Annotated in this window: 16 protein-coding genes; all 16 read left to right on the top strand. The window is 64.2% G+C overall.

Annotated elements, in window-relative coordinates:
• Nucleotides 1-23: 23 nt before the first annotated feature.
• A complete protein-coding gene (locus CDA09_RS01450; RefSeq protein ID WP_121426993.1) occupies nt 24-1079 on the top strand; it encodes a peptidylprolyl isomerase in 1056 nt (351 codons plus the stop codon).
• 493 nt (nt 1080-1572) lie between these two features.
• Nucleotides 1573-3579 carry a TonB-dependent receptor gene (locus tag CDA09_RS01445; protein ID WP_286164346.1) on the top strand — a complete coding sequence of 669 codons (2007 nt, stop codon included), beginning with the start codon at nt 1573-1575 and terminating at the stop codon, nt 3577-3579.
• Between the two features lie 180 nt (nt 3580-3759).
• The gene (locus tag CDA09_RS01440; RefSeq protein WP_286164345.1) at nt 3760-4383 is read left to right on the top strand and encodes a c(7)-type cytochrome triheme domain-containing protein; all 624 of its coding nucleotides are present in this window, start codon (nt 3760-3762) and stop codon (nt 4381-4383) included.
• Nucleotides 4380-4775, top strand: a complete 396-nt coding sequence (locus CDA09_RS01435) for a c(7)-type cytochrome triheme domain-containing protein (RefSeq protein ID WP_286164344.1) — start codon at nt 4380-4382, stop codon at nt 4773-4775. The genes CDA09_RS01440 and CDA09_RS01435 overlap by 4 nt, the downstream gene beginning before the upstream one ends.
• A 7-nt stretch (nt 4776-4782) precedes the next feature.
• Nucleotides 4783-5724 carry an NHL repeat-containing protein gene (locus CDA09_RS01430; RefSeq protein ID WP_121426991.1) on the top strand — a complete coding sequence of 314 codons (942 nt, stop codon included), beginning with the start codon at nt 4783-4785 and terminating at the stop codon, nt 5722-5724.
• Nucleotides 5725-5726: 2 nt separating this feature from the next.
• A complete protein-coding gene (locus CDA09_RS01425; protein ID WP_286164343.1) occupies nt 5727-6821 on the top strand; it encodes a 6-bladed beta-propeller in 1095 nt (364 codons plus the stop codon).
• A gap of 19 nt (nt 6822-6840) precedes the next feature.
• Entirely contained in the window at nt 6841-7899 is a 1059-nt protein-coding gene (locus CDA09_RS01420) for a cytochrome c biogenesis ResB family protein (RefSeq protein ID WP_121426990.1), read from the top strand.
• Between the two features lies 1 nt (nt 7900).
• Nucleotides 7901-8713: a cytochrome c biogenesis protein CcsA gene (ccsA, locus tag CDA09_RS01415; RefSeq protein ID WP_121426989.1), complete on the top strand. Its 813-nt coding sequence runs from the start codon at nt 7901-7903 to the stop codon at nt 8711-8713.
• A complete protein-coding gene (locus CDA09_RS01410) occupies nt 8713-10029 on the top strand; it encodes a hypothetical protein (RefSeq protein ID WP_121426988.1) in 1317 nt (438 codons plus the stop codon). Before ccsA (CDA09_RS01415) ends, CDA09_RS01410 begins: the two co-directional genes overlap by 1 nt.
• On the top strand, nt 9954-10583 hold the full coding sequence (locus CDA09_RS01405) for a tetratricopeptide repeat protein (protein WP_128106521.1): 630 nt from the start codon (nt 9954-9956) through the stop codon (nt 10581-10583). The genes CDA09_RS01410 and CDA09_RS01405 overlap by 76 nt, the downstream gene beginning before the upstream one ends.
• Before the next feature lie 482 nt (nt 10584-11065).
• Nucleotides 11066-11497, top strand: a complete 432-nt coding sequence (locus CDA09_RS01400) for a c(7)-type cytochrome triheme domain-containing protein (protein ID WP_121426986.1) — start codon at nt 11066-11068, stop codon at nt 11495-11497.
• A complete protein-coding gene (locus CDA09_RS01395; protein ID WP_121426985.1) occupies nt 11494-12159 on the top strand; it encodes a c(7)-type cytochrome triheme domain-containing protein in 666 nt (221 codons plus the stop codon). Before CDA09_RS01400 ends, CDA09_RS01395 begins: the two co-directional genes overlap by 4 nt.
• Before the next feature lie 53 nt (nt 12160-12212).
• Nucleotides 12213-13139, top strand: coding sequence for a hypothetical protein (locus tag CDA09_RS01390; protein WP_286164342.1), 927 nt, complete (start codon nt 12213-12215; stop codon nt 13137-13139).
• Between the two features lie 235 nt (nt 13140-13374).
• Nucleotides 13375-14148 carry a cytochrome c biogenesis protein CcsA gene (ccsA, locus tag CDA09_RS01385; RefSeq protein WP_121426984.1) on the top strand — a complete coding sequence of 258 codons (774 nt, stop codon included), beginning with the start codon at nt 13375-13377 and terminating at the stop codon, nt 14146-14148.
• Nucleotides 14145-14351, top strand: coding sequence for a heme exporter protein CcmD (gene ccmD, locus CDA09_RS01380; protein WP_121426983.1), 207 nt, complete (start codon nt 14145-14147; stop codon nt 14349-14351). Before ccsA (CDA09_RS01385) ends, ccmD begins: the two co-directional genes overlap by 4 nt.
• Nucleotides 14332-14919, top strand: coding sequence for a TlpA family protein disulfide reductase (locus tag CDA09_RS01375; protein WP_286164341.1), 588 nt, complete (start codon nt 14332-14334; stop codon nt 14917-14919). The genes ccmD and CDA09_RS01375 overlap by 20 nt, the downstream gene beginning before the upstream one ends.
• Nucleotides 14920-14998 lie beyond the last annotated feature (79 nt).

The raw sequence follows: 14998 nt of genomic DNA, 5'->3' as shown, positions 1-14998 counted from the left end.
AGCCCAGCAGACGAGATTTCCTGATGAAAACGATCGCACGCGCCGTAACCGGCGCTCTCGCCCCGATGTTCATTGCCTTCGGCGTCAATGCAGCGGATGCGCCCAAAGCGGGGGCATCCCCGACGCCCGTTGCGGCACAAAAGCCCGCGGACCCGCATGCGGTGCCGCCTTACGTCGCGGTCGTCAACGGCAAGGTGATCAGTTCCGCCGAATTCGATACGGCGACCCGCGAGGCGATCCGCCAGAAGTTCTATCACGGCACACCTCCCGAAGGGGAACTCGAACAAGTTGTTCGGGATGTCGCCAACAGCATGATCGACCGCATTCTCCTGGTCGAGGAGATGAAGCGGCGGGACATGAAGCCCAACACGAAAGCGGTCGATGAGCAACTCGCAGGCTACGAAAAGCGCTACGCCTCGAGTGCGCGTTGGCAGCAGGAGCGTGCGCAGATTCTCCCCCCCTTGCGTCAGCGCCTGGAAGAGGACGACATGCTTGCGACCCTCGAAGCGACGACGCGGAACGTCCCGCAGCCGACGCAGGACAAGGTGCTTGCGTACTACAAGAAGCACCCGGAGAAGTTCACCGAACCCGAGAAGATGCGCATTTCGCTTCTTCTGCTTCGTGTCGATCCTTCGGCACCCACGTCGGCATGGGATGCCGCGGAGACCGAGGCCGGCGCGCTGCGGCTCAAACTCAACGAAAGCGGCGCCGACTTCGCACAGCTGGCTCGAGAACGCTCGAACCACGAGTCGGCGGCCAACGGCGGAGACCTCGGCTACATGCACCGGGGCATGTTGCCCGAAGGCATCCAGGGGCAGATCGACGGCATGAAGCCCGGCGATCTGTCCCCCCCCACCCGAGTGCTGCAAGGGGTCGCATTGTTCCGCTACGAAGCGCTGCAGCCGCCCAAGCATCACGACTTTGAGTCCGTGAAACCGCGGGCCACCGATCTGCTGATGCGCGACCTGGGCGACGAAGCTTGGCGGAATCTGAAGGACCAGCTACGGAAGAAGGCCAAGCTCGAGATGAACACGCAGCGTTACCCCGCTCTTGCCAAGAAGAGTCCGGCCCCGAAATAGGCTCGGCGGAATGTTGCGCTTCATACTCGCCCGGAACATCGCGTCCACGTACCGCGGCACCTTTGACACGGCGTCATCGGTCTGCCGCGGACGCATTTCGCCTGTCTGCGGGGGGGTACTTCTCGGCTTGACCGCAGTTCCGGCTTTCGCCGCATCCGTTTCGCAAGCGGCAGAGCCCCCCGCGCAGCCTCGTCTGCGACTTGCAACGATTCTCGAAAGCCTGCGACAGGAGCGCCAGCCGGCCCCCGATGCCCCGCCGGCGACGGCCGGCACCGCGGAGATGGCCAGCCCGGCGACGGAGCCCGCGCCCCTCGCTCTCGAGTGGACATACCAGCTACCCGAAGGGCCCGCCGCACAACCGGCGGCCCAGACTGTCGTGCCACCCTCGAGCGGCGGTCCGCCCGAGGGCACGCGCCCTCCCCAGCAACCGAAACCCGGCGATAAACCGTCGAGGGGGGACGCGGCCCCCATTCCCGCCCGGCGTTCGACGAGCGTGAAATCGGACGCACAGGATCCTGCCGATGATAAATCGGGCAAGACCAAGCGCGACACCGAAACATCCCGGACGCCGGCCGCGCCCGTGCTAGCCGCAGCCGAAACCGCAGAATCGGCGGCGCCCCGTGGTTCGGATGCCAAAGTCGTCGGAGACGGGGATTTCCGGCCCGCCGACGAACTGGACGCCGAACCTGCTGTGGCAGATCTCCCTGTCCCCTCGCGAAACAAGGGTTCCGCGGCGGCGGATCAGGCCACTACACCTCGGAAACGTTGGGGCATGGCGCCGGTGCGGTGGGGAGGAACACTCTCGGCGGGCCTCCGGCGCAGCACCTCGGAAAACTCGACCAGCACGACAAGCGAGATCTACGAAGCACGCCTCCGTGCAAACTCCTACATCTGGAAACCATATATCGCGCTCGTTTCAGGCGATTTTGCACTCACCGCCATCCGTTCCCAGGATTCAGGGGACGCCGCGTCGAGCAACCTGGCCGGCACCTCGGTAACCGGCAGCGGCACGCTCAATCTGTTTCCACAGAGTCGTTTTCCCTTCACGGCTTCGCTGGCCCTGTCGGACAGCCGCAGCAACGGCTCGTTCTCCACCTCGAACATCGAGCAAAGGCGCCTGTCGCTGCGGCAGGACTACCGCCCACAGATCGGGCAATGGACAGCCGCAGCCGGCTACGATCGCAGTGAACTCACCGGAACGTTCGGTTCGGACACCGTGGACCGCGTCTTCGGCAACTACTCGAACGTACTGGGAAAACACTCCGTCAACCTTTCCGGAGATTTCACGAGGAGCCGCGCGGACGGTCAGTCGTCGAGAAGTTACTATCTCGGCGGTGGACACGGGTTCAGCTTCAGCGATGAACTCTCCCTTAACACGAACGCCAGTATTACCGGCCAGCAGTTCGGCATTGGCAGTGAAGACAGCACCACTGCGAAGACCCAAAGCACCCAGGTCTTCAGTTATGCGAACTGGACCCCGATGGATTCCAAGTGGCGCGGCTCGGCGAATCTTCGCTATTTCGAGACGAACAACACGATCGCCGGAACGACCTTCGAGAGCCGGACCCTGGGCGGCGCGGCAAACCTGACCTACCAGGCCAGCCGCAACCTGAGCTTTTTCGGGACTGCCGGCATCAACGTCGACAGCGACAGACGGGTGAATTCGAACCAGGCGCTGGGCGTGAGCTATAGCGGCGACCCGCGGCACCTGGGCGGCTACGACTACACGTGGTTCACCTCTGCATCGGCGACGAACTCGACCGCGGCCAAAGGCATTACCTCCCGTTCGATAAACGGGTCGCTCGGGCATAGCCTGGTACGGAGCTGGCAGATCAGTGACCAGTCATTGCTCAGCGGCAGTGTCACTCAGTCGGTCACGAATTCCCGCACGACCGGCCTGGGATCGGCGAGCACGACCACGCTCAACCACGGGGCGAGCCTCAGCATGCAGGCCAATGCAGGAGACCGGCTCACCGGCTATCTCAGTACGAGCTTCTCGGACAGCCGTACAAGGGGGGACGCCACATCCTCCTTCCAGTTGTTCAATGTCCAGCTTACCGGGAATTGGCGCGTCGACGCGAACTCGGAACTCGACTCGAACCTCACCTGGCAGTGGTCGCGTCAGCAGTCCGACAGGATCAACCAACCGGTGGTCCTCATCGACCAGTTCGGACGCCCGGTGTTCCGTGACGACACGTCGCGCACCGGCAACACGAGTCTCTCCGGCGGCGTGGGCTACAGCCACCGTCGATTTGCGGGTATCCGGGGCCTGCGCTACCGGCTCGATTTCCGCGCCAATACGAACCGCGATGACTCGCGGCGCTTCGGCAACCCCGACGCCCTGCGCGAGCAGGACCGCGCAACCCTGGATCTCGACCAACGCCTGCTCTATCGGATCGGCCGCCTCGATACCGAACTGCAGTACCGCATCGCCGAGATCAGGGGCGAGCGCAACCAGTTGCTTTTCTTCCGGGTGATCCGGGAGTTCGGCTCGTTCTGAGAGCGATCGGCCGGACGTTATATGGCCGAATGCAACCTTCCGCCCACCCTGCCGACTAAATCCGATAATCTGTCGGACCAATCTGCCCGAACCGGGTGCGCTGCAACTATGTCCTTCCGCCTACGATGTACTTTTCTGGGACCGTTCGCCTGCTGCCTGTGGCTCCTCGTGGCGGCCGCCATGCAGCCTGCAATCGCGGACGACCGTTCCTGGCTCCCGATCGCCAAGGACGGGCTGCGTGATCCCAACGGCCCGGCCGTGAAGGTGTTGCAGCAACCTGCGGATGCGCTGACCCCTCTCGAGCCGGATACCGCGGGAAACCAGGTCCGCTGGGTCCGCGCCTTGCGGGAAGGACAGATCAATCCGCGGTCAAGCCTGCGCAAACCGTTGAAAAGCGAAAGTTACGATAAGGACGTGCTGTTGAACCTCAATGGGGGGATGCCGGTCGTACGCTTTCCTCACAGCATCCACAACGAGTGGCTGGACTGCACCAATTGCCACGACCAGTTGTTCAAAAAGGAAAGGGGTGCGTCGAAGATCAGCATGTTCCTGATCCTGCAGGGTGAGCAATGCGGTGTGTGCCACGGGGCCGTGGCCTTTCCCCTGACCGAGTGCGCCCGCTGTCACAGCGTGAAGCGCGCCGACGCGCTAGCCGAACTCGAACGCGAAGCCGCTGCAAAAGCCGCCACCAAAGCCGCCGCACCGCCTCCCGCTCCCGCGGAAAAACCGACGCCGGCGCCCCCGGCGACTCCGGCGCCAGAAGCGCACGCGCCTGCCCACAAGGCCGGGGGCAAGTCCAAATGATTGCTCGACAGACCTCGCGGCGGATCGCCTATGCTGCACTGGTGTGCATGTCGCTATTTTTTACAGCGCCGCACGCCATGGCGGAGTATGCTGATGTCGTCATCAATCGCGTGGCGGAAGCGGCCGGCATGCGGCCGGTCGTCTTTCCCCACTGGTTCCACCGTATCCGGTTCCGCTGCAAGGTGTGCCACGCGGAACTCGGTTTCAAGATGCGGGCGGGCGCGAATCAGATCAAGATGACCGACATCATCGATGGCCGCTTCTGCGGTGCCTGTCATGACGGAGAAACTGCGTGGTCGGTCGAGAACTGCGACTTGTGCCATTCCGGCAAGGCGGGCCTGCCCCCCGGTATTTTTGGTGGCCACGAGACACTCGGACCTGGACGTTGGTGAATTCAACATGTGGCGTAACCTAGCCGGCTGTGTGCTCCTCGCGTGGGCCCTGCTTGCGGGCGCAGCCGGCCTCGATACGGAGCCGCTCGAACGGGCGAACGCCTTTCTTTCGCCCCAGGGGATGATTGTCGGCGGCTTTTCGGCGCCGGCCTCGCCGGTCCCCGGGCGCCCCCCTACCGGCGCCTATCTCAAGCTCCTTCACCCGTCGGCCCTGGCCGCCAACGGTCCCGACCTCTACGTTGCCGACAGCGGCCAGCGCTTGCTCCTGCATTTCGATACGGTCAGTCAATCGGTCACGCCGCTGCGCGAAATACCTCCCTTGCCCGGAGTGCGCATCAAGGCTGGTGCCGACGGCAGCGTCTACGTGGTCCGCCCGGATCGTGGAGAGGTGGCTCGCCTCGCGCGCGACGGGCGCCCGATCGCCACTTTCAGCGCAAAGTTCGAAATCCTTCAGCCCGCCGACATCGTCATCGAACCCACGCTCAACCGGCCGTGGATATCGGATGCGGCGGGAGGCGTCTTTGCCTTCCACCCGTCCGGACGAAAAAGCGAGCCTCTCGTAGGACGCGGCGACGGTTTTTCGGACGAGTTCGGCGGCGCAACGCTGCTCGCCGCCAGCCGCGAGCGCGTCACCGGATTCGATCCGCGCTGCCGCTGCCTGATCGATTTCGACCGCGAGGGCGCGGTCATCGGCAAGTACGGAGAAGGCGAACTGCTGAACCCGGCGGACCTTGCACTCGATGCCGCCGGCCGCACGTGGGTGGTTGACCGGGGCGACCGGCGTCTCAAGATCTTCGATCAGGGCAGGCTGGTCGCCGCACTGCAGCCCCCGCAGCTCGGTCTCGTCGACGTTACGGCGATCTCGATCGACCTCCATACCGCATACATCGCCGATGGCCCGGCCGGCCGGATCGGAATTTTCGGCATCACCCCGCCCTCACGGAGATGAGCGTGAAACCCACCGTGTCGTCCGCTCTCCCATGGCTGATTCTTGCGCTTGCCGCCGCGCTGACGGGCTGCGCGACGCAGTCCACACCTGCGCGCCTCCATTACGGGCTGCTCGATGCCCCCGAGGGCAAGCGGCTCATGTGGCCGGCCGAACCGGACGTCCCGCGCTACCAGTTCGCCGGCCAGCTCACCGGCGAGGAGAATTTCGTCCGCGAGGGCGAATCGAAAGGGGTCGCGCAGTTTTTCGCCTGGGTGGTCGGCCTGATGGAGGAGGAAAAGCCGAACGTCCTGCAGAGGCCTCAGGCCGTGGTAGTGGATGAACGCGAACGGATCTTCGTCACCGACGTGAGTCGCGCCGCCGTCTTTGTCTTTGACAAACCTGCCGGAGAACTCAAGGTCTGGGAGTTCGCCGTGGGCTTGCGGCGTTTCGTCTCCCCGATCGGCGTCGCACTCGCCGAAGGCGGCGGCGTCTGGGTTACGGATTCGGAGTTGCAGATCGTTGCGCATCTCGATGCGCAGGGAAACCCGCTGACGCCCATTGGTGCGGGCGTTTTGCAGCGCCCCACGGGAATCGCACGTGACCCGGCGACCGGCCTGCTGTACGTCGCCGACACCTACGCCCACGACATCAAGGTCTTCGGCAGCGACGGCCGGCTGGAAAAGGTCATCGGCGAACGCGGGGAGGGGCCCGGCGAGTTCAATTTCCCAACCCACATCGCACTCGCGCACGGCAAGCTTTACGTGACGGACACGATGAACAACCGCGTGCAGGTGATCCCGCTCGAAGGTGACGCCAAACCGCAGATCATCGGGCGGCGCGGTCTTTATTACGGCAACCTGGTTCGACCCAAGGGCGTCGCCGTCGATAGCGAAAACAACATCTACATCGTCGAGTCCTATTACGATAATTTGCTGGTTTTCAACGAGGCCGGGGAGTTCCTGATGCCTATCGGCGGCGTCGGTCAGGGGACGGGCAACTTTTATCTCCCGGCAGGGGTCTGGGTCGATTCCTTCGATCGCGTGTTCGTTGCCGATACGTTCAACGGCCGCGTGACGATCTTCCAGTACCTTGGTGGAGCGAAGGCCGACGCGGAATGATGGCAGTACGGACGGCACGATGGATGGCGCCGTGAAGCGGAACGGACTGGCGCAAGCGGCCTCCGGGCAGGCGCGAACGGACAGCAGCGATCCGACCGAACGAAGCTCCGCGGGCGGGAGACTGGTACGCCGCCTTGCTTCGCTCCGGCTGACCCTCGCACTGATCGTCCTTCTGGGCGGCGGCGTCGCGTTCGCCTACCTCCGGGAAGGCGCGCGAACCTGGCCCCTGGTGGTGCCGCTCGTCTTGCTGGCGATCAACCTGATGGCCGCCGTGATGAGCAACGGCGTGTTCCGGCGCCAGACCGCGCTGCTCGTCTTTCACCTCGCCTTGGTCGTGCTGCTCTTGCTGGTCGCGGCGGGACGCCTTACCTACCTGAATGCCCATGTCGGCGTTACCGAGGGCGTGCCCTTCAACGGCGAGCTGTCGGGAGTCGACCGGGGTCCGCTGCACGCCGGTGCGCTTTCGAGCGTGCACTTCGTAAACAAGGGTTTCCACATCGACTACGCCCCCGGCCTGCAGCGCGAGGCCACGCGCAATCAGGTCGCCTGGCAAGGCCCGGACGGCCGCTGGCACGACGAAATCATCGGCGACCAGAAGCCCCTGATCGTTTCCGGCTACCGCTTCTACACCACGTTCAACAAGGGCTTTGCCCCCACGTTCCGGTGGCGGGACAATCAGGGCAACGTGGTCCGCGGGTCCGTGCAGCTTCCTCCCTACCCAATGAAGGAATACAGCCAGGCCGCGGAATGGAGCCCTCCCGGCAGCGCGCTCCCGATCTGGGTGCTGCTCGACATTGACGAAATCATTCTTGATCCCGCCGAACACACGTCGTTCCACCTTCCGGAACACTATAAGCTTGTCGTCCGGATCGGGCGCGAACGCCACGAAATGCATCCGGGCGATTCATTGCAGACTCCCGATGGCACGCTCGAATTCGAGGGCCTGCGCAACTGGATGGGCTATCGCGTGTTCTACGACTGGACCCTGCCCTGGCTCCTTGCCGCGTGTACGGTCGCGGTCGTGAGTCTGGCTGCACATTTCTGGACAAAATTCACGGCGAGGCCGTGGGACGCATAGTATGGAACAGGAACTCCAGGTCCTTTGGGTCGCCGTGACGGCCTACGTGCTTGCCGGTGTCTTCGCCGTCGTGGGCGTGGTGCTGGGAAAGCGGCCGGAACGCACGGTACTCTCGCTCATGCTTGCGGGGCTGGCACTCCAGGCCCTGTCGATCGGACTGCGCTGGGCGCGGCTCGGGCACGGCCCCTTCATCACGATGTTCGAGATCCTTTGCTCGAACGTGTGGAGCCTGATGACCGCCTACACACTGGCTTACTGGCGGATTCCGCGGATTCGCGCGTCCGCTGCCGTCGTGATGCCGCTGATGTTCATCATGCTGGGCTGGCTGATGGTCGCCCACCCCGGGGAAGGTCACTACCCCCCGACCTACAACACCCCTTGGCTGTATATCCACATCGGGCTCGGGAAGGTGTTTCTCGGCGCAGTCCTGGTGGCCGTTGGCCTGTCGTGCGTGATTCTCCTGCGACACGCAGGAATCGGGTTGCAGCGGTTTGCCCAGTTGCCGGCCAGCGCGCAACTGGACGAGCTTGCCTTCCGCTGCATGGCGATCGGGCTGATCTTCCATACCCTGATGCTCATCGCGGGCGCCATCTGGGCTCAGGATGCGTGGGGGCGATATTGGGCCTGGGACCCGCTCGAAACGTGGGCCTTCATCACGTGGCTGACGGTCGCGTTCACGATCCACGCCCGCCTCGCCTACCGCCTGTCGCCCCCGGTCCACGCGGGCCTGGTGCTCGCGGTGTTCGTCACGGCCTTCCTGACCTTCTTCGGGGTCCCGTTCATATCCGCCACCCCGCACCAGGGGGCCGTGTGATGACGCACGTAATGCGTACGCTGCCCGCCGTCTCTCACCGCTGGCTGCTGGTCGCCGCATCATCGCTCGGCCTGTCCGCGGTTGCCGCCACCGCCCTCGTCCTCGCCCGCACACCCATCCTGACGTCCCTCGTGCCGCCGGACAGCTTTCCGCGCGCGCTCGTGGTGCACGTCAATCTCGCCACCCTGCTGTGGTATTTCGCGATGGCGGCGGCGCTGTGGACCGAAACGCTGGGCGCACGCCGTCAACGCCTTGCAGGCACGCTGCAGCTCGTCGGGGCCGCCGGGGCGCTCGGCGTCATCGCAGCCGGCCTCCTTGCCCCGGGCAATCCGGTCCTCGCGAATTACGTCCCTTATCTCGATCACCCGCTGTTTCTCGCATCGCTCGCCCTTTTTGCCGGAGCCGGACTGTGCACGGCAGGCATTTCGCTGATCCGTCCCCGCGATGTCGCCGAATGGGGCTTCGCAATCGCACGCCTGCCCTTCCTCATGGCGACGATCTACCTCCTGCTGGCGTGGCATCGGGAGATGCGGCTCATCGACGCCCTGTGGGGCGCCGGCCACATCCTGCAGTTCGGATTCGTCACCCTCATGATGTCGATCTGGCTGCGGCTGTCGGAACGCGCTGACGCAGGCGGCCTGTCCCCCGCGATTGCAATTCCCCTGTTCGCCCTCGCTTCGCTGCCCGCGATCATCGCCCCGACACTGCTGCTTGCCGGCGTGGATCACGGCACCCTGCACGATCTCCACACCCAGGCCATGCGCTGGTCGAACTGGCCTGCGCCGCTCGCCTTCGGCCTGTTGCTTGCGCTGCGGAAGGGTGCCCGGCGCGCCGATGGCTTTGCCGCCTCGCTCGGGCTCTATTGCATCGGCATTCTTGCCGGCGCCGCCATCGACAGCCAGACAACCCTCATACCGGCTCATTATCACGGTACAATCGGCGCCTTCACGCTGGCGCAAATGGCTGCTGTGCTGGCGCGCCTGTCGCCGCCCCAGGACGCAAAACGCTCCGCTAAACCGACCCGCAGGCCGTTGTCGATCTACTTCTTCGGCATCACCACGCTGATTTGCAGCCTTGCATGGAGCGGCATGCTCGGTGCTCCACGCAAAGTGGCCTTCAGCGCGGCCGGGGCCGAACTTCCCGCGATCATCGCGGCCGCTCTGACCGGCTTGGGCGGCACCATCACGATCGTCGGCGTCGCATACTTCGCATTCATCGCCGTACCCCGGATTGTCAATCTATGCCAGGCAGCCTCAAGCCCGATCTCCCCGCAAAACTCCCCCGCAGCCGCCGCGACGTTCGCCGCCGCGCGATAGCCATCACGGTTCTCGCCACGCTGGCGCTCGGGGGATTGCTCGCTTTGGGGCCGCAACGGGGCAACCTCAAGCCGCCTCCGCGGCTCACCTTCGCGGACGTATTCACGCTCAAGCCCGGCGAGTCCCTGGCAGCGACGCGGAAGGCGGTGAGGGCGCGGTTCGAACAGGGCGTCGCAATGCTCCACATGCGCCAGTACGAATACGCGCTGACCGCCTTTCACCAGGTCCTCGCCTTGAATCCCAAGCTTCCGGAAGCGCATGTCAATATGGGATTTGCGCTGGTCGGACTCCAGCAATGGAAGAATGCACGCGATTTCTTCCAGTCGGCCATCGAGCTGCGCAAGGACCAGATCAATGCTTACTACGGGCTCGCCATAACCCTCGATGCGCTGGGCGACCGCGCCGGTGCCATGGGTGCCATGCAGACCTACCTCCATCGAGCGCCCGCGGACGACCCCTTCCGGGCACGCGCTGAGTCCGCTCTGTGGGAATGGCGCACGGCACAGCAGAACCCGGCCGCTGCCGCCGGCAGCACCGAAGCCGGCGGGCGCTGACACCCCGTCGCGGCAAGTGGACGGCACCGGCATCCATGGGCGAAGGCGCAGGGCACATCCTTTCCGCACCCGCTGGCCGCGAGCGCAAGGGCTCGCACCCGGCCGAGCGTCCTCTAGAATATGAGGCAAGGCCGGCAGCGCCGAAGCGACCGCACGCCATTCCCGAATTCAGGAACCCATTCTCGCGATCGAAATAAACAGTTACATTCGACGGAGAGCCAACGGCCGTCACACGCTTCGGAACAATACGCCAATGGTGATAGCAATACGGCGCGTTTCTTGCTTTAGACATCCGTCCGACACACATCGAAGCTCCATCGCGGCGTCAACGATGGACGAACTCGGTGCAACAGTACGAGCTTCCGGTGCCTCGCAGGTCTGGGGCAGCGACGGGGACGATTACATTCGTTAGGTTGCCAGCCAGGGGAATCTCGGGCAATTTGGCTGGCTGGAACGGTTCACGTTTTCAAGAGGGTTGAACTATGAAGCAGGTCCCGTGGGTAACAAGAGTCCGCCGTGGGCTCACTGCGCTGCTGTTTGCCGTGGTGGCCATCACGTTGTGGGCCCCGACCGACAGCCGCGCCGAGTATGGCGACATCGTCATCAACAACTACGCTGATGCGGCGGGCATGCGACCGGCGATCTTCCCGCACTGGTTCCATCGTATCCGCTTTCGCTGCAAGGTCTGCCACGCAGACCTGGGATTCCAGTTCAAGGCAGGCGGCAACGAGATCACGATGCTGAAGATCATCGACGGCCAGTTCTGCGGCGCCTGCCATAACGGCGAGGTCGCCTGGTCGGTCGAAAACTGCGACCTGTGCCACTCCGGCAAACCGCACACTCCTACGCAAGTGCACGAAAGCACGATCCAGAAACTGGCTGTTCCCGTCGGGCAAGGAGGTAGCAAGAAATGACCCGCCGCATTCCAATCCTTCTCCTGACGGTCGCCGTAGGCCTGTTCGGCTCGACAGTTGTCGCAGCCCAGGACGCCAAGAGCAAGCCGGCCGCAGCTCCGGCAACCGCACCCGCCGCAGCTCCCGCGGCCGCAGCTCCTGCCGCTCCGGCAACCGACGTGAATCGCTTCAACCGCCTGCTGAAGCCTGCCAACCAGCGCAACCTGCCGCCGATGCAGGACGGCATCCATGACCCCACCAGCGAAGGCACGGCTGCGCTGATGCCGCCGCTGGCCGCATTCGAGGCGCTTCCGCGCAGCAATGCCGGAAACCGCGTGAATTGGGTGAAGGCGCTCGAAGACCACGCAATCAACCCGCGCTGGGACCGCATCGACCCCAAAGCGGCGCCGGTGGTGATGGATCTGAACATCGTCCGCGAAGTGAAAGGATCGATGCCGGACGTCGTCTATCCGCACAAGCAGCACACTGAATGGCTTGACTGCTCCAATTGCCACCCGGCAATCTTCATCCCGCAAAAGGGTGCCAACCAGATCAGCATGGCGGCCATCCTTCTCGGGCAGAAGTGCGGCGTGTGCCACGGCAAGGTCGCCTTCCCCGTATCCGAGTGCCGTCTGTGCCACTCGAAGAAGAAGGACGGGCCGATCGCCCGTACCGCCCAGTAAGCCGGCCAGCAAGTCGTTTTGAAGCCGAAAACCTGCATGTCCAGGAGTCCGCAATGATGAAATCGACCCACCGTAAAGGGATCCTTGGACATGCAGCGCTTGCATTCGCGCTCGTCGCTGCCGGTTCCGCTCTCGCCCAGACCGAACCGGCACCGTCGGGCAGCGCATCGACCCGGCTCCAGGCCAATGAACCCGATCGCGCCCAGCTCGAACGCCGCTTCGAATCGGTTGGCACACTGATCGAAAAATCGACCGCCGCGCGCCAGATCGAAACCAGCGGCGAAGCAGCCGCCATCGAGAAACGCAAGGCAGCGAAGGAACAATACACGCAAGCCAAGTCCGCTTTCGATGCGGGCGATCTCGCAAAGGCATCCACGCTGCTGTCCGCGGCCAGCAAGACCATGTTCGAGGCGGCACGCCTCGCCGCACCCGAGAGCGTCACCGCCCAGAAGATCGAGACGGACTACAAGAACAAGCTGGAAAGCGTGCGCGCCCTCCTCGCCGCACAGAAACGGATTGCGTCGGAAAAGGGTAACAAGGAATCACAGGAAAGCAGCCACCAGGTCGAGGCGTTTATCGCCGACGCCGAACGCAAGGCCGCTGCCGGCCAATACGCTAGCGGCCGCACCATCCTCGAACAGGCCTACCTGCTCGCCAAGGCGTCCATCAGCTCCATGCGCTCCGGCGACACGCTGGTCAGATCCCTGAACTTCGCTTCGAAAGAAGAGGAGTATCACTACGAGATCGACCGCAACGAAACGCACAAGATGCTCGTGAAGGTTCTGCTCGAAGACAAACTCGGCGGCGCGCCCATGAGTCCGCGCGTCACCGAATTCCTCTCCACTGCGGGCGCGCTGCGCGGCGAAGCCGAGGCGGCGGCCTCGCGCAAGGACTACGAAGCGGGCATCAAGCTGCTCGAACAGTCGACGAGCGAACTCGTGAAGGCGATCCGCAGCGCGGGCATCTATATCCCCGGTTGAGCGCCTGCGGACGCAGGACTCGATCACCGATCCGCCGGAGACGGCACACCGCCCGCCCCCGCAAATGGGAAGGGCCGGATTTCCTGATATCAGGAAATCATTCAGCTAGGCTTCCGCGCCGCGCTCCGCAAACCCTGCGGCACGGGGGCCGCTGGCCGCCTGCAGCCCCGCTGCGGGCCGGCATGCCGATTGCTAGCCAAGACATGCAACCCCGCAATCGAACGCATACAAACCGATGCCCGCATTCAGCAGCGCCCTCCGCTCGGACGATCCGCCGCTTCTGACCACCTGGTCGGCAGCGACGCCGCAGCGCGGGTACGCTCTGGCGACGCGTCTGTATCCGTGGTTTGGCTGGGCGGCGGTAGTGTTGTGCACGCTCGGCCTCTTCGTCGGCCTGGTCCTGGCACCGACGGATCCGCATCAGCACGAGCACTACCGCATCGCATTCATCCACACCCCGGCCCTCTGGCTGTCGGTCGCCATCTATTTCGCAACCGCCATTGCGGCGGGGTGCAGTCTCGCTAGAAGGCAACGCTTCCTGTCGATGTTTGCCTCGGCCCTTGCGCCGACAGGTGCGATGTTCGCGTTTCTGGCGCTATGGACCGGATCCCTCTGGGGCAAACCGATCTGGGGGACGTGGTGGATATGGGAGACGCGTCTGACGGCAGAACTCCTGGTGCTGTTCCTGTTTCTCGGCTACATCGCCCTTCAGGAAGCCATCGATGACGCCCGGCGCGCGGATCGGGCAAGCGGCCTGCTTGCGCTGGTCGGCGCGTTTGGATTGCCCCTCCTCTACTTCTCGATAATCCACTGGAGCGCGATGTACGGTAACGCGCCGCGCGGATTGGCGGCTCCGGGAAATCCGATCATCACCATGGGGCTTCTGTTGATGGGCCTCGGACTATTTGCGTACACCGTCGCGGCAACGCTCGCCCGGCTGCGAAACGTCATTCTCAAGCGCGAACGAAACAGCGAGTGGGTTGCACGGAACTTCGGAGCACGATCATGAACTGGAGCGGTTGGAGCGAATTCTGGTCGATGGGGGGAGACGGTCTGTACATCTGGAACGCCTACCTCGTCACAATCGTCGTGATCCTCACGGAAATTGGGGTTATCGCCTTGACGCGCCGTTCCATCCTTGAGCATCTTGGCCGCTATGCCAAAATTGCACTAAAGGAAAGGAAACCGCGAAATGAGGACTCAGGATTCTGATCGGGAAACGTTGCCAGCCAAGGTCCGGATCGCTTCACTTTGGAAGCGGATCAGCCGGACTGTCGTCATCCTTGCACTCGCCGCGCTCCTGACCACCGCGGCGGAGTTGGCAAGCGCCGGCCCACCGGCATCCATGCCGGCCCTGTCGCTCACCAGTCTCGACGGGGCTGCAGTCCGCAGCCAGGACTGGCTTGGCGGCCGCCCGACCGTCGTCAATATCTGGGCGACGTGGTGCGCGCCCTGCCGGACAGAGATGCCCTCACTGCAGCGCCTTGAAACGCTCCTCGCCCCCGACGGCATTCGCGTGCTGGCATTGTCCGTCGATACCGATCACAACCTGGTGCGCGAATTTCTCCTCAAGTACGGGATCAAGCTGCCGGTGAGCATCGCAGATTCACCGAGCCAGACCATGTCCGCGCTGGGAGTCGTGGCGCTCCCGCAGACCTTGTACGTCGGTGCCGACGGTCGCATCCTGGGCAGTCATCTCGGACAGCGGGACTGGGCCGACCCCGCCACGGTGCGCGAAGTGCGGAGCCGCTTTCCCGTTGCAGCATCACGAAAACCCTGATCCGGCAGACCTTCCACGCACCCGACGGGCCGCCGGGCCGAGGTCGCCCCGCACACGAATCCTTCCCTCATCCGCCCGG

Source organism: Azoarcus sp. DN11, assembly GCF_003628555.1.
In the GTDB taxonomy this organism is placed as follows: Bacteria; Pseudomonadota; Gammaproteobacteria; order Burkholderiales; family Rhodocyclaceae; genus Aromatoleum.
The sequence above is the reverse complement of the archived record's forward strand: the minus strand, read 5'-3'. Positions and strand labels throughout refer to the sequence as shown.

Coding starts and splice junctions, on each gene's coding strand:
- CDA09_RS01450 (WP_121426993.1), top strand. CDS start 24: ATGAAAACGATCGCACGCGCCGTAACCGGCGCTCTCGCCCCGATGTTC.
- CDA09_RS01440 (WP_286164345.1), top strand. CDS start 3,760: ATGCAGCCTGCAATCGCGGACGACCGTTCCTGGCTCCCGATCGCCAAG.
- CDA09_RS01435 (WP_286164344.1), top strand. CDS start 4,380: ATGATTGCTCGACAGACCTCGCGGCGGATCGCCTATGCTGCACTGGTG.
- CDA09_RS01430 (WP_121426991.1), top strand. CDS start 4,783: ATGTGGCGTAACCTAGCCGGCTGTGTGCTCCTCGCGTGGGCCCTGCTT.
- CDA09_RS01420 (WP_121426990.1), top strand. CDS start 6,841: ATGGATGGCGCCGTGAAGCGGAACGGACTGGCGCAAGCGGCCTCCGGG.
- ccsA (WP_121426989.1), top strand. CDS start 7,901: ATGGAACAGGAACTCCAGGTCCTTTGGGTCGCCGTGACGGCCTACGTG.
- CDA09_RS01410 (WP_121426988.1), top strand. CDS start 8,713: ATGACGCACGTAATGCGTACGCTGCCCGCCGTCTCTCACCGCTGGCTG.
- CDA09_RS01405 (WP_128106521.1), top strand. CDS start 9,954: ATGCCAGGCAGCCTCAAGCCCGATCTCCCCGCAAAACTCCCCCGCAGC.
- CDA09_RS01400 (WP_121426986.1), top strand. CDS start 11,066: ATGAAGCAGGTCCCGTGGGTAACAAGAGTCCGCCGTGGGCTCACTGCG.
- CDA09_RS01395 (WP_121426985.1), top strand. CDS start 11,494: ATGACCCGCCGCATTCCAATCCTTCTCCTGACGGTCGCCGTAGGCCTG.
- CDA09_RS01390 (WP_286164342.1), top strand. CDS start 12,213: ATGATGAAATCGACCCACCGTAAAGGGATCCTTGGACATGCAGCGCTT.
- ccsA (WP_121426984.1), top strand. CDS start 13,375: ATGCCCGCATTCAGCAGCGCCCTCCGCTCGGACGATCCGCCGCTTCTG.
- ccmD (WP_121426983.1), top strand. CDS start 14,145: ATGAACTGGAGCGGTTGGAGCGAATTCTGGTCGATGGGGGGAGACGGT.
- CDA09_RS01375 (WP_286164341.1), top strand. CDS start 14,332: ATGAGGACTCAGGATTCTGATCGGGAAACGTTGCCAGCCAAGGTCCGG.